The organism is Rothia nasimurium (genome assembly GCF_035916755.1).
Classification (GTDB): domain Bacteria; phylum Actinomycetota; class Actinomycetes; order Actinomycetales; family Micrococcaceae; genus Rothia.
The window spans coordinates 378,130-390,937 of the sequence record NZ_JAYWIX010000001.1 but is presented as its reverse complement, the minus strand read 5'-3'; the positions used below and the strand labels follow the sequence as shown (position 1 = coordinate 390,937).

Genomic DNA, 12,808 nt, shown 5'->3' with positions numbered 1-12,808 from the left:
GTATGACGGCTAGCTGGTCTGCTGGCCAGCCAGTAGGGCAAAAAGCTGGTCTGCGTGCTCTAGCCCCAGGTGGGGTTCAACGATTTCGGCGGTAAAGTGCTCGGGGTTATCCATGGTTAGGCGGTGCAGGTCGATGGAAAGCGGGTTGCGTACCGAGAGGGTGTCCCAGTTGGCTCCCACGACCTCGTCGGGCCAGGTGGTGATGAGCTTGCCGCGCAAGTAGGCACGGGTGTCGCGCGGTGGCTCGGCCGCAGCCCGGGCGATTTCTTCGGGGCTAAAGATGGTCTTCATGCGGCCCAAGGCTACCAGCTTGTGGTACAGGCCCTTGGCGGGGCGGACGTCCGAATACTGCAGGTCGATGGCAGCCAGCTTGGGGTTATCCCAGCTCAGGCCCCGGTCAACGTAGCCCTTCAGTAGGGCGTACTTGGCAACCCAGTCCAGGCGGTCGGCCAGAGACAAGGGGTTATCGCCCAGGGCCTCTAGCACCTCGCCCCAAAGCTGGAGAATCTCGGCGGTCGCTTCATCGGGGTTGGTCTCTAGCGCGATGGCAGCATCGAGGTAGGCCCGCTGAATCTGCAGGGCGCTCATGCTGCCCCCGCCCGTGAGGGGTAGCTGGGCGCTTAGGGTTAGGTCGTGGCTGACCGTGTGCATGGCAGCAACCGGGTCAGCCAGTTCAATGGCAGGAGCGGTCTTGGCCTCGATGAGGTTCAGTACCAGGGACATGGTGCCAAACTTGAGCAGGTTGGAGGTGTGCGACAGGTTAGCGTCACCGGTAATCACATGCAGGCGGCGATAGCGGTTGCTGTCTGCGTGGGGCTCGTCGCGGGTGTTAATCAGCGGGCGGCGGACGGTGGTTTCCAGGCCGACGGTGCGCTCAAAGAAGTCAGCACGCTGGGAAATCTGAAAACCTGCCTGCTCCCCGGAAGTACCCAAGCCCAGCCGTCCTGCCCCCACCATGACCTGGCGGGTCGCGAAGAAGGGCAGCAGGCTAGCTGCCAGGTACTCAAAATCGACGGCGCGGGGCACCAGATAGTTCTCGTGGGAACCGTAGGACTGGCCCTTGCCGTCCGTATTGTTCTTGTAGAGGTTGACCGCGGACATCGCCGAGCTCTGGCTAGCGGTCACCTTTTCAATGGTGGCTACGGTTTGTGCGGCGATATGGTCGCCTGCTGCATCCCAGAGGACGGCGTCGCGCGGGTTGGTTACCTCGGGCGAGGAGTACTCGGGGTGGGCGTGGTCCACGTAGAAACGGGCCCCGTTGGGCAGAATCGAGTTCATGGTGACCGCATCCCAGTCGATTCGCTCGGCAAAATGCCCGGCCTCACTCAGGGCTTCTGCCGCGATGTCTTCGCTGGTGAGCACATGGGCGGTATCGGTCAGTTGGGTGGGGTGGGCCTGCTCGCGTGGCATGTCGAAACCGCGGGCATCGGTTAGCGGGGCTTCTGAACCATACTCCCAGCGGGTTTCAAGGGCCGCTGAGAGCTCCTGCTTGAAAAGGGTGTCGTAGGTGTTGATCACAAAGGCAGAGAGCACCGTGGGGTTGGCGTGGGGCTTTGCCGGGGCGTGCACCCCGTACTCGGTCTCGGCCCCCATGATACGGCGAACAGTCATCGCTAGACCCCCGCTCCGGTATCGACGGAACGAGCCGGGGCTGCGTTGAGCACTCGCAGACGAATGTTGAGGGTAGAGAGGACATCCTCAATTTCGCTGGCCTGGGGCACCTCGACCTGGTCCTCGAACTCTGCGCGCACCGCCTCTAGCAGGTGCTCGGTGCTGATACCCTCAGCCCCGGTAGAAAGGTAAGACTTAATCGCCAGCTTCTTAGCCTGATCGACGATATTGCGGATTACGGCGCCCGAAAGGAAGTCGCCCCTGAAGAGCCAGCGACTCACGCCGTTCTCTAAATCAACGCTGATGTAGCGGTTCGCCGGCTCAGCAGAGAAGAGGTGTTCAATGACCGTCTCAATCATGCTGGCAACCGCCTGCTGCTGGGACCCGGCTCTTGCCACCTCAGCCTGACTAATCGGCAGGTCCTCTGTCAGGTAAAGCCCGAAGATTTCGGCAGCACCGGCCCGGTTGGGGCGGTTAATGCGGATTTTCACGTCCAAACGCCCCGGCCGCAGCACAGCCGGGTCAATCATGTCTTCGCGGTTGGTCGCACCAATCACAATGACGTTATCCAGGCTCTCAACACCGTCAATCTCAGCCAGAAGCTGGGGCACAATGGTGGTTTCGACGTCCGAAGACCGGCCCGAACCGCGGGTACGGAAGAGCGACTCCATCTCGTCAAAGAAAACTACCACGGGATGACCCGCTCGTGCCTTATCGCGGGCAGCAGAGAAGATATCGCGAATCTGGCGTTCGGTCTCACCCACATACTTATCCAGCAACTCCGGGCCCTTGATGTTCAAGAAGTAGCCGGTCTTTTTACCATTCTCAGACCGCTCCGCAGCGCGTGCTGCCAGAGAGTTAGCCACAGCCTTAGCAATCAGGGTCTTACCGTTACCGGGAGGGCCGTAGAGCAAGATACCCTTGGGCGGAGTCAGGCGGTACTGACGGTAAATATCGGGGTGCAGGAAGGGCAACTCAACAGCGTCCCGAATCAGGTCAATCTGGTCGCCCAGACCACCGATATTGTCATAGGTAACATCGGGCACCTCTTCCAGTACCAGCTCCTGGGCATCGGTATGGGGAACCAGGGAGGTCACCATCTGAATACGCGAATCGTAGGTGACGGTATCACCCACGCGCAGCTCGTCCGGGTCCAGGGCACCCGAAATACGGGCCACAGCCTTTGACTGGTTGGGCAGGTCAACCACCAGGTGGTCGTGATCTAGCACCTCCCGCACCGTCACCACATCACCGTAGCCTTCAAACCCCAGCGATGCCACCGCCTGGGTATGCTCGTTGAGCAGGACGGTCATCCCCGGCTTCACCTGCGCAATCGGCAGCAGAGGCGAGCAGGTGATACGCACCAGACGGCCGCCCAAGAGAACGTCCAGATGCTCCTCAATCTCAGCCGGAGTCTTGCCCTCGGCAAGATCCTGGTAGGTCATCGTCGCCCCGTGCACCCCCAGCACCAGGGCAGAATTCAGCGGCGGAGCCACCTCCTGAGCCAGCGCCATGCGCAGATGCTCAATCTCGTTCTTAGTCTTGGTCAGAGCCGTCACCAGCTTCTGGTTGCGCTCGCCAGCCGCCCGCAACTGCCGATCAAGATTGCGGCGGTTATCGTTAGCGATATTGAGCTGCCGCAGAATACGCTCGTAATCTACCGACGAAACGGTTAAACGTTCACTCATGCTGGGGCACTTCCTTCTGGTGACGACTCACCGGTGAGTCAGAACCCCGCCACCCCAATCATCGGGTGGCGGGGCCGTCCTGGGGTTTTAGTTTTCGGAATCCTGGTCAGCCTGTGCGGCCTCAGCCTTCTGGGCAGCGGAGGCGGCCTTTTCAGCCAGGTTCAGGGCATCGCGACCGGCCCGGCGGAGCTTACGGTCAGAGACATTGCGCTCGCCCAGGGCTGCGGGAGTCCAGGCGTTCATATCCTCTTCTGAGAAATCGGTCTTTGATGCTCGGCGCTTGGGGGCAAGACGCTCTGCCCCGTCAGCTAGGCGGCGGGCGGTAATGAGGAAGCCGGTGTGGGCTACCATGCGGTGGTCGGGGCGTACTGCCAGGCCCTCTACGTGCCAGCCTCGCACCATGGTTTCATGGGATTCGGGCTCGGTGAAGCGGCCGTCGGCGCGCAGGGCCTCGGCCACGCGGGAGAGCTGGGTTACGGTCGCAACGTAGCAGATGATGACGCCGCCGGGCGCCAGGGCGGTGGCTACGGCGTCCAGGCACTCCCAGGGGGCCAGCATGTCGAGGACGGCGCGGTCTACGCTACCGGGTTCTTCGACCTCGCCCAGGGCTTCAGCCAAATCTCCCAGGGTCAGTGACCAGGCGGGGTGCTCCCCACCGAAGAAGGTTTCGATATTGCCGCGGGCGATATCGGCAAACTCTTCTCGGCGTTCGAAAGAACGCAGGTGGCCGCCGTCCCCCACGGCCCGCAGAAGGGCGATAGAGAGGGCACCGGAGCCGACGCCAGCTTCAATCACGCGGGCACCGGGGAAGATATCGGCCATGGCCACAATCTGGCCGGCGTCCTTGGGATAGACCACGGCAGCGCCGCGGGGCATAGAAAGCACAAAGTCCTTGTAGAGCGGGCGCAGGGCCTGGAACTTGAACCCCTCGGAGTTTTCAATCACGGTGCCCTCAACGTTGCCGATGAGCTCGCTGTGCTTAAAGAAACCGCGGTGGGAGTGGTATTCCCCGCCTTCAGCCAGGGTAATGGTGGTCATGCGTCCGCGCTCGTCGGTCAGCTGGACGCGCTCTCCCGGGCGGAAGGGGCCACGGCGGTTGACGCTACCGGTAGGGGTGCTCATAAGGTCAGATTTCTCTTTCGTTTTTGGTCTGGTTTCTTCTATTGTCTCAGAAAAGCGCGGTGGGGTCATTTAGATGAAGACGTGCCAGCGCCCACGGTGACCAGCACCGCCTGAGTAATGGCATGGGAGGTTACCAGCCCCACGGGGGTGGCGGCATCCATCACCACCCAGGTGAGGTTCTGCCCCCGTTGCTCTTCGGGCAGGCGGTAGTGGGCAAAGCCGCTGTACTCATCGAGGGTGTCGATGTAACCGGTCTGGGTGCCCAGAGTGCGGGCGGCAAGGGGCTGAGCGATAGCGGCCAGGGGCTGCTGGTCAAGAGAGCCCAGCGAGGCAGCGAGCGTTGTAGGTCCAACAAAGGCAAGGGGACGCACGGACGCCCCCTGCTGCTCTACTAGAAGCAGGTGGGAGGTGCCGTCCCAGCGCTGATGGGCGCCACCGATGCTGCTACGAGGGTCAGCAAGCTGGGCGGGAACCATCAGGGCGGACGCCCGTAGGGGGTGGCGAGAATCAGAATCCTGCGCGAGTTGTTTGAGGGAGTGGTTGGTGCCGCTCCACAGATAAAAGGCCAGGGCAGCGGCTACCAGTAGCACCCAGGGAGACCGCCACAGGCCGGTGAAGAGCAGAGCGCTAGCTAAGAGGGCAAGGAGCAGAAGGCCCGTATAGGCTGTCACCCGGGTTGCCACCGACCGGCGGCCTACCAGGATAAAGACCAGAGCTTCGAGGGCATAACCGCCGTCGAGGGGGAAGGCCGGTATCAGGTTAAAAATACCGATAGCGAGGTTGACCTGGGCAGCCAGGGCGAAGCCAAAGAAGTCAGCGGAACCCGTCGCCCACCATATCAACTGACACAGGGCCGCTACCGCAAAATTCACCAGCGGGCCAGCCACCGACACCAGTAGCGAGGTCGCCGCCGAAGCGGTCTGCATCTTGGTCTGCCCGCCCCACATGTTCAGGGAGATGGACGAAATCCGTACCCCCCGAGCCCGGCCGACCGCAGCGTGTGCTAGTTCGTGGGCGAAGACTCCCAGCGCCAGGGTACCGGCAACCACACCGGCAGCAAGATAACCCTGCGCTTCCGTTAAAGACCGCGAAGACGCCAGGTTCATACCGTAACCCACCACGACCAAAGCCATGAGGGGGAACCAGGAGAGGCGCAGATATATTGGCGCCCCCGCGAAAGAACCAATCCGAAGACCCGGATGGGACGTCATACCTTTACCTCCTGAGCGCTGCATCACCGGAGCTGCCACCCCGGAACTCTCTAGTCTATTGCCTGTAGAGGTTACGGCCTATCAGGGGTAGGATATGGGGGTGATTAATCAGCCCCTCCCCCTCAACGCTCTGAACCATTTCGCAAGCACCTCCACCCTACCGGCTCATGCCCCCACCGTGCTCCTGGTCGGTTTCACAGGGTGGAATGACGCCGGCGACGCCGTTATCGACGCCTTCCGCGCACTATGGGAGCACTACCCCGCCACACCGGCGCCCGGCTTTGACGTGAGCGGCTGCTACAACTACACCGAAACCCGACCTCTTCTGAGCATCGACGAGGACGGCACCCAGCGCATTACCTGGCCCGATACCATCTTTAGTGAAGCGCGCACCACCGCCGGCGTCCGCCTATTGACCCTCGCTGGCCCCGAGCCCTCCATGAACTGGCAGACCTACATCGAGCGTTTTAAAGACCTGGTGCAACAGGAACAGGTTGACCTGGTTGTTTTCTGCGGGGCCCTACTCGATGAGGTCCCCCACACCCGTCCCCTGCCGCTGAGCGTCACCAGCTATACCAGCAGCGTCCTCGCCTTAGAGGGAGTAGAGGCCAATACCTACCAGGGCCCAACCGGCCTGATTGGTGTGCTGGCGTTCGAAGCCGGGCAGGCTCACATACCGGCCCTCTCCCTCTGGGTATCGGTTCCCCACTATCTGCCTGAGCCGCCCCACCCCAAGGCAACTTTCACCCTGCTCTCTGCCCTCGAAGCGATTCTAGGCTTCCCCATGCCCCTAGAGCGCAGTGCGGATGACATCGCCAGCTGGAACCACCAGGCCGACGCCCTAATCGAGGACGAGCCCGAGCTGGCCAGCTACGTACGAACCCTAGAATCAATAGCTGAGGCCAACGACGATATCGCTGACCTCAGCCAAATAGATATTGCGGCCCAGTTCGAGAAATTCCTCAAGAACCAGGGCGACAACTAGGCAGCAGGTGCCAGATCAACGCCCAGGCGGGCCATGAGCAGGTCAGCTACCAGCTGACCGCCGCCACCACCGTTCTCAAGGGTAGAGAGGGCCCACTGGTCAAGGGCAACCAGGGCGGCGGGGGTGTTGAGGTCGTCGGCAAGATGCTGGCGGACGGTCTCAAGCAGGGCCAGCGCGGCCTCATCGGCCTGCCCCTCGGCAACTGCCGCAGCCGAACGGTAGAGTTCCAGACGCCCCTGGGCCTTGGTTAGCAAATCTTCCTGCCAGAACCAGTCGGTGCGGTAGTGGTTATCCATAATCGCCAGGCGGATAGCGGCAGGTTCTACGCCGGCAGCCCGCAGCTTTGATACCAACACCAGGTTTCCCAGGGACTTGCTCATCTTCTCCCCGTCAAGACCCACCATGCCGGTGTGCATGTAGTGGCGGGCCATAGGCTCGCCGTTCAGGGCAAAGGAATGGCTCGACCCCAGATCGTGGTGCGGGAAAATCAGGTCAGAGCCACCGCCCTGAACAGAGAAGGGTGCGCCCAGGAACTCACTCGAAATCACGCTGCACTCGATATGCCAGCCGGGGCGGCCGCGCCCTAGCTCCCCCGCCTCCCAGGCAGGCTCCCCCGCCCGCTCAACACGCCACAGCAGGGGGTCAAGGGCATTGCGCTTACCGGGGCGCTCAGGGTCGCCGCCGCGCTCACCAAAAATGGTCAGCATCTCTTCCAGGCTGTAGTGGGCTACCTGGCCCAGCGACCAGCCGTCTTCGCGGCCTTCACCCAATTTCTGGGCGGCCTCAATATCGAAGTAGATATCACCGTCGGGATGGGTAGCACCCTGCTCATCAGTGAAACCCGGCACGCGGTAGGCCACGCCCTCGTGCAGTAGTTTCTGCACGGCAGCCGCCACAGAGGGCACTGAGTCGACAACGCTTACGTAGTGGTCGGGGGCAATGACGTTCAGGGCTACCATATCGGTGCGGAACAGCTCGGTCTGTTCCTCAGCGAGCTGCCGCCAGTCAACGCCGGTCGCTTCGGCGCGCTCAAGCAGGGGATCATCCACGTCGGTGACGTTCTGCACGAAAGTTACCTCGACCCCGGCATCGCGCCAGGCCCGGTTCAGCACGTCAAAAGCAACGTAGGTAGAAGCATGCCCCATGTGGGTCGCGTCGTAGGGAGTAATGCCGCAGACGTACAGCCCAGCGCGGCTCTCACGCTCAAGGGCCTGCCTGCCTCCGGCCGCAGTATCAAAGACGGTGGGAAGGGGCGCCTGCCCCGGGAGTGACGGAATGGTGGGCTGGTCCCAAGCTCGCATGAAAACCTCACTATAGTTGATGTGCGCCTACCCCGAATAGCCTGGGGGCGGCGCTTTTTCTCTTCCTAAAACAATACCCGCCCGGAAAGGTATTTCCGGGCGGGTAAAAAGTGAGACAGGTCTATGCGGCGAGGACGCCGGTGCCCAGCAGGATGTACAGGGCAAGACCCAGGGCGATACGGTACCAGACGAAGATGCTGTAGCTCTTGTTGGAAACGTACTTGAGGAACCAGCCGATGATTAGGTAGCCGACCACGAAAGCAACCAGGGTTGCGACCATAGTGGAACCGAAACCGTAGTAGCCGGTGAAGCCCTCAGAGATGCTGCCTGCCAGCTTGTAGAGGCCCGATGCGAAAACCGCGGGGATCGCCAGCAGGAAGGAGTAACGGGCTGCTGCCTCACGGGTGTAGCCCATGAGCAGACCGGCCATGATGGTGCCGCCGGAACGTGAAACACCGGGAACCAGGGCCAGCGCCTGCGCGAAACCGTACAGAATACCGTGCTTGATGGTGAGGTCTTTCAGCTCGCGCTGTTCGCGACCGATACGGTCTGCGATGCCCAGGAAGATTGCGAACACAATCAGCATGGTTGCGGTAATCCAGAGGCTGCGGAAGGTTGAATCGATGTAGTCCTCGAGCAGGATGCCCAGAATACCAATCGGCAGGGAACCGATGATGATGAACCAGCCCATGCGGGCGTCCGGATCTTTCTTATCAACCTTGCCCACCAAAGAACCGAACCAGTTCTTGATGATGCGAACGATGTCCTTCCAGAAGAAGACCAAAACAGCCGCTTCAGTACCCAGCTGGGTGATAGCGGTAAAAGCCGCACCGGGATCCTCGTCGTTCGGCAAGAACTGACCCACGATACGAATATGACCCGATGACGAGATCGGCAAAAACTCAGTTAGACCCTGGACAAGACCCAGGATGATTGCTTGTATCCATTCCACAGCAGAAAACTCTACGCGAGTCAAAGAAAAAGCACAGCACCGCTCGCGGTGCTGTGCCTGGAATAACAGGTAGAACCTGGGTAACCGGTCTACTTCTGCTCTTCATCGAGGTAGTACTCCACCTCATCATCGTCTTCTTCATCGAAGTCGTAGTCAAAGTCATCATCGTCTTCATCTTCGATGAAAACTTCGAGCGGGGTGACCTCTTCGTAGGCGTCGAACAGGGCTTCTTCGTAGCGTTCAAAGGCGTTTGCGATGGCTACGTAGGTGTTGTCAACGGCGGCGTCGTGTTCACCGCGGCTATTGATAATAGCGTTGAGGTGCTCTTCGAGGGCGGCGGTCAGGTGCGCCAGTTCGGCACGAGGGTTATTACTCATACAGTAGACGTTACTCCCTTTCGCGGTGGGTGGGAAATACCGGGCGGTAAAAATTAGGTAAATCATAAAAGCGGTGCCACCCCACTCGTAGGTGAGTGGGATGGCACCGCCGTTGGGCATATCTACCGGTTGGGCTAGGTAGACCTAGGTTTTAGAAACCCAGGGTTGCCAGTGAGGAGTTGATGGCGTTGGCTGAGGCGCGCAGACGCTCGATTTCCTCGTCGGTCATGGGGACGTCGAGTACGCGCTTGACGCCATCACGTGAGACAACGGAGGGCAGTGAGAGAGCAGCTTCGCCCTCGATGCCGTAGCGGCCGCGTACCTGGGTTGCGACGTTGAGTACGGCGTTCTGGCCGTGAAGGATAGCTTCGGCGATGCGGGTAGCTGAGATGCCGATGGCGTAGTTGGTGGAACCCTTACCTTCGATGACCTTGTAGGCTGCACGCATGGCTTCTTCTGCCAGTTCTGCCTTGACCTCTTCGGTGAAGACCTTTTCGCCGTCTTCGTTGGTCCACTCGTCAAGGGGAACCATACCGATGTTAGCTGCTGACCAGACGGGGAATTCTGAGTCGCCGTGCTCACCAACAATGTTGGCGTGAACTGACTTGATGGAGACGCCGGCCTTTTCAGCGATCAGCCAGCGCAGGCGGGATGAGTCGAGCACGGTACCGGATGCGAAGCAGCGCTCGGTGGGCAGGCCGGTAATCTTCTGAGCAACAACGGCGAGGACGTCGCAGGGGTTGGTGACGATCATGAGGATAGCATTGGGGGCTACCTCCATGACCTTGGGAAGCATGGACTTGAAGATGTTGACGTTTGCTTCTGCCAGTTCGAGGCGGGGCTGGCCGGGCTTCTGGCGGGCGCCTGCGGTAACGATGATGAGGTCTGAGTCGCGCAGGATTTCTACGTCGCCGCTGCCTGAAACTTCAGCTTCGTGGGCGAACATGGTGCCGTGGGCGATGTCGAGGCCTTCTGCCTCAGCGCGCTCACCGGCGATGTCGTAGATAACGATTTCATCAGCTACGCCGCGCAGGGTTGCTGCGTAGGCGGTTGCTGAACCAACACCACCTGCGCCGATAACGCCGAGCTTGGTGTGCTTCTTTTCGAGAGCCATGGGAGGTTCCTTTCAGCAGATGCTGTGGGGTTGTTTTGTGTTCGTTACATCTCAAGTATGCCAGAAAAAATGCGCTTTTATGTGGGTTTATCTGCTTTTTATTTGGGGTTTTACTGACCTTTACTTAGAAAAGCCCACAAAACCAAATATGTGCAGGGTGACCCTTTGTGAAAGGTCACACCCGGTCTTACGTAGATAATTTCAAACCGCCCTACCCACTGTGGCACACAAGACGCTTCCAGAAGGAAGTATTTTTGCAGAACTGCACTTAAGCTTGTTAAGTTCGCGAACCCAAGACTACGCAACCGCCCGCCACAAGCGTCCGCGCACCGTAGACCAAGCAAAACCGCGCGAGCCCACAATTCACTCCAAACCTAAAGGTTCGTCATGTCTACAGCACCAGCTACACCAGAGCAGACAACCGCCCAAGACCAACCCCTCATGACCCATCGGCAAATCATGCTGGTCATCGTCGGTCTTATGGCGGGCATGTTCCTCTCGTCCCTCGATCAAACCATCGTCTCTACAGCTATCAGGACGATCGGTGATGACCTCCACGGCCTAGAACAGCAGGCCTGGGTCACTACCGCTTACATGATCACCTCCACGATCACCACCCCCATCTACGGCAAACTCTCCGATCTCTTCGGCCGCCGCCCCCTCTACCTCTTTGGTATCGTCGTCTTCATTCTGGGTTCGCTTCTTTCCAGCTTCTCCACCTCAATGATCATGCTAGCTGCCTTCCGCGCCTTCCAGGGCATCGGTGCGGGCGCTCTCATGTCTCTGCCCATAGCGATCATGGGCGATATGCTGGCTCCCCGTGAGCGCGCCAAGTACCAGGGCTACTTCCTGGCCGTCTTTGGTATCTCCTCTGTGCTCGGCCCCCTCACCGGTGGCCTCTTTGCCGGTAGTGACGAAATTCTGTGGATTACCGGCTGGCGCTGGGTCTTCCTCATCAACGTCCCCATCGGCATCATTGCCCTGGCTATGGTCTGGAAGTTCCTGCACCTGCCCCGCATCACCGATGTGGCCCTCAAGCCCCGCGTTGACTGGTGGGGCACAACCAGCGTTGTCGTAGCTCTAGTTCCGCTCCTGCTCGTTGCTGAACAGGGTCGCGAATGGGGCTGGACCTCCGCAGCATCCATCACCTGCTTCGTCATCTCCGCCCTGGGCCTTGCAGCTTTCCTCATCATCGAATCCAAGATGGGCCAGGACGCCATCCTCCCGCTGGCCCTCTTCCGTTCAGGCGCCTTCTCCATGTCGTCCATTCTGGGCTTCTTGGTTGGCTTCGGGATGTTCGGCGCCATGATGACCATCCCCCTCTACCTGCAGATTGCCACCGGGCTAACTCCTACCGAATCGGGCTTCGCAACCTTACCCATGATAGCCGGTATTATGACCGCCTCTATCATGTCGGGTCGCATGGTCGCCAGCACCGGCAAGTACCGCATCTTCCCCATTCTGGGTACCGCCCTCATGGTAGTTGCCTACTACTACCTGACCTTCATGACGGCGGACCGCCCCCTCTGGTTCCTCATGCTGGGCATGTTCATCATGGGTCTTGGCCTGGGTCAGCTCATGCAGTCCCTGACCCTGGCAGCCCAGAATGCTGTTGCCCCAACCTACATGGGTGTCGCGTCGTCCGCTTCAACCTTCTTCCGTCAGATTGGTGGCACCATGGGTACCGCCGTCCTGCTGTCGGTTCTTTTCTCAGCTATGCCCGGCAACATTATGAAGGCCATGGGCAACGAGGACGACCTGCGTTCGGGTCTTGACGCCGCGCTGACTCCCGCCGTGGCCTCCGCTCCTGAGAACCAGGGCATCATGGAGCAGATGTGGAATCAGATTGTGGAGCCTGCTCAGAACTCTATCGCTTCCCAGCTTTCAGCAGCCGCTGACCAGGCTCGCACCGCTGGAGGTGAGGCTGCCCTGGCATCTGCAGCTGAACAGGCTCACGCCTCGGTTCAGGACGGTACCCTGGTCGTTGACTGGTCCGATGAAGCCCAGCGCTCCTACTGGGTGGATCAGCTTACCCCCACCCTGGCAGAGCAGATTTCTTCTACCTCCACCGATGCTGAAGAATCAGGCGTTTCAACCTCTGATACCTCTTACCTCACCGGTGCAGACGCCCGCCTCACCCGCCCCTTCATGGTTGGCTTCAACGCTTCAGCCCTGTCGGTCTACTGGGTCGGCTTCTTTGCCACCGTTCTGGCCTTTGTTCTAGCTCTCTTCTTCAAGACTCCCCCGCTGCGTGCATCTTCGGGCTTGCAGGAAAACGCCCAGGGCAACAAGCAGACCGAAGACGCAGCTGAGCCCCAGGCTCCCTTAGCGTCTGGCAAGAAGCCGCGGGCTGGCGTCCTTGCCGCTGCTGCAGGGCCCCTGGCGCTAGGTCTAGGTGCCGCCCTGTGGAGCTGGCTGCGCCGCCGCTCTAGGTAGCAGAAGGACGG

At 60.3% G+C, this 12,808-nt stretch carries 10 protein-coding genes; 2 read left to right on the top strand and 8 right to left on the bottom strand.

Features of this window, described 5'->3' with window-relative positions; all coding sequences use genetic code 11:
- Positions 1 to 9 precede the first annotated feature (9 nt).
- The 4 genes from dop to VSX42_RS01660 all read right to left on the bottom strand — a co-directional run bounded on the left by dop (position 10) and on the right by VSX42_RS01660 (position 5,632).
- The gene (dop, locus tag VSX42_RS01675; RefSeq protein WP_326502675.1) at positions 10 to 1,611 is read right to left on the bottom strand and encodes a depupylase/deamidase Dop; all 1,602 of its coding nucleotides are present in this window, start codon (positions 1,609 to 1,611) and stop codon (positions 10 to 12) included.
- A gap of 2 nt (positions 1,612 to 1,613) precedes the next feature.
- Positions 1,614 to 3,299 carry a proteasome ATPase gene (gene arc / locus VSX42_RS01670; protein ID WP_326502674.1) on the bottom strand — a complete coding sequence of 562 codons (1,686 nt, stop codon included), beginning with the start codon at positions 3,297 to 3,299 and terminating at the stop codon, positions 1,614 to 1,616.
- An 87-nt stretch (positions 3,300 to 3,386) separates the two neighbouring features.
- The gene (locus tag VSX42_RS01665) at positions 3,387 to 4,421 is read right to left on the bottom strand and encodes a tRNA (adenine-N1)-methyltransferase (protein ID WP_237185663.1); all 1,035 of its coding nucleotides are present in this window, start codon (positions 4,419 to 4,421) and stop codon (positions 3,387 to 3,389) included.
- Between the two features lie 65 nt (positions 4,422 to 4,486).
- A complete protein-coding gene (locus VSX42_RS01660) occupies positions 4,487 to 5,632 on the bottom strand; it encodes a site-2 protease family protein (protein ID WP_326502673.1) in 1,146 nt (381 codons plus the stop codon).
- A gap of 100 nt (positions 5,633 to 5,732) precedes the next feature.
- Here VSX42_RS01660 and VSX42_RS01655 point away from each other — a divergent pair, with 100 nt between their 5' ends.
- On the top strand, positions 5,733 to 6,617 hold the full coding sequence (locus VSX42_RS01655) for a PAC2 family protein (RefSeq protein ID WP_326502672.1): 885 nt from the start codon (positions 5,733 to 5,735) through the stop codon (positions 6,615 to 6,617).
- Here VSX42_RS01655 and mshC read toward each other — a convergent pair.
- The 4 genes from mshC to VSX42_RS01635 all read right to left on the bottom strand — a co-directional run bounded on the left by mshC (position 6,614) and on the right by VSX42_RS01635 (position 10,361).
- Positions 6,614 to 7,918: a cysteine--1-D-myo-inosityl 2-amino-2-deoxy-alpha-D-glucopyranoside ligase gene (gene mshC, locus VSX42_RS01650; protein ID WP_326502671.1), complete on the bottom strand. Its 1,305-nt coding sequence runs from the start codon at positions 7,916 to 7,918 to the stop codon at positions 6,614 to 6,616. The two genes, VSX42_RS01655 and mshC, sit on opposite strands and share 4 nt — an antisense overlap.
- Before the next feature lie 121 nt (positions 7,919 to 8,039).
- Positions 8,040 to 8,870, bottom strand: a complete 831-nt coding sequence (locus tag VSX42_RS01645; protein ID WP_326502670.1) for an undecaprenyl-diphosphate phosphatase — start codon at positions 8,868 to 8,870, stop codon at positions 8,040 to 8,042.
- 89 nt (positions 8,871 to 8,959) lie between these two features.
- Positions 8,960 to 9,247 (bottom strand): hypothetical protein, encoded by a 288-nt coding sequence (locus VSX42_RS01640; RefSeq protein WP_326502669.1) that lies wholly within the window; start codon positions 9,245 to 9,247, stop codon positions 8,960 to 8,962.
- Between the two features lie 151 nt (positions 9,248 to 9,398).
- Positions 9,399 to 10,361 (bottom strand): L-lactate dehydrogenase, encoded by a 963-nt coding sequence (locus VSX42_RS01635; RefSeq protein WP_326502668.1) that lies wholly within the window; start codon positions 10,359 to 10,361, stop codon positions 9,399 to 9,401.
- Between the two features lie 387 nt (positions 10,362 to 10,748).
- Here VSX42_RS01635 and VSX42_RS01630 point away from each other — a divergent pair, with 387 nt between their 5' ends.
- Positions 10,749 to 12,797, top strand: a complete 2,049-nt coding sequence (locus VSX42_RS01630) for an MDR family MFS transporter (protein WP_326502667.1) — start codon at positions 10,749 to 10,751, stop codon at positions 12,795 to 12,797.
- Positions 12,798 to 12,808 lie beyond the last annotated feature (11 nt).

Bases quoted from the DNA above. Each gene is read 5' to 3' on its own strand.
- dop (WP_326502675.1), bottom strand. From the start codon at position 1,611: ATGACTGTTCGCCGTATCATGGGGGCCGAGACCGAGTACGGGGTGCAC.
- arc (WP_326502674.1), bottom strand. From the start codon at position 3,299: ATGAGTGAACGTTTAACCGTTTCGTCGGTAGATTACGAGCGTATTCTG.
- VSX42_RS01665 (WP_237185663.1), bottom strand. From the start codon at position 4,421: ATGAGCACCCCTACCGGTAGCGTCAACCGCCGTGGCCCCTTCCGCCCG.
- VSX42_RS01660 (WP_326502673.1), bottom strand. From the start codon at position 5,632: ATGACGTCCCATCCGGGTCTTCGGATTGGTTCTTTCGCGGGGGCGCCA.
- mshC (WP_326502671.1), bottom strand. From the start codon at position 7,918: ATGCGAGCTTGGGACCAGCCCACCATTCCGTCACTCCCGGGGCAGGCG.
- VSX42_RS01640 (WP_326502669.1), bottom strand. From the start codon at position 9,247: ATGAGTAATAACCCTCGTGCCGAACTGGCGCACCTGACCGCCGCCCTC.
- VSX42_RS01635 (WP_326502668.1), bottom strand. From the start codon at position 10,361: ATGGCTCTCGAAAAGAAGCACACCAAGCTCGGCGTTATCGGCGCAGGT.
- VSX42_RS01630 (WP_326502667.1), top strand. From the start codon at position 10,749: ATGTCTACAGCACCAGCTACACCAGAGCAGACAACCGCCCAAGACCAA.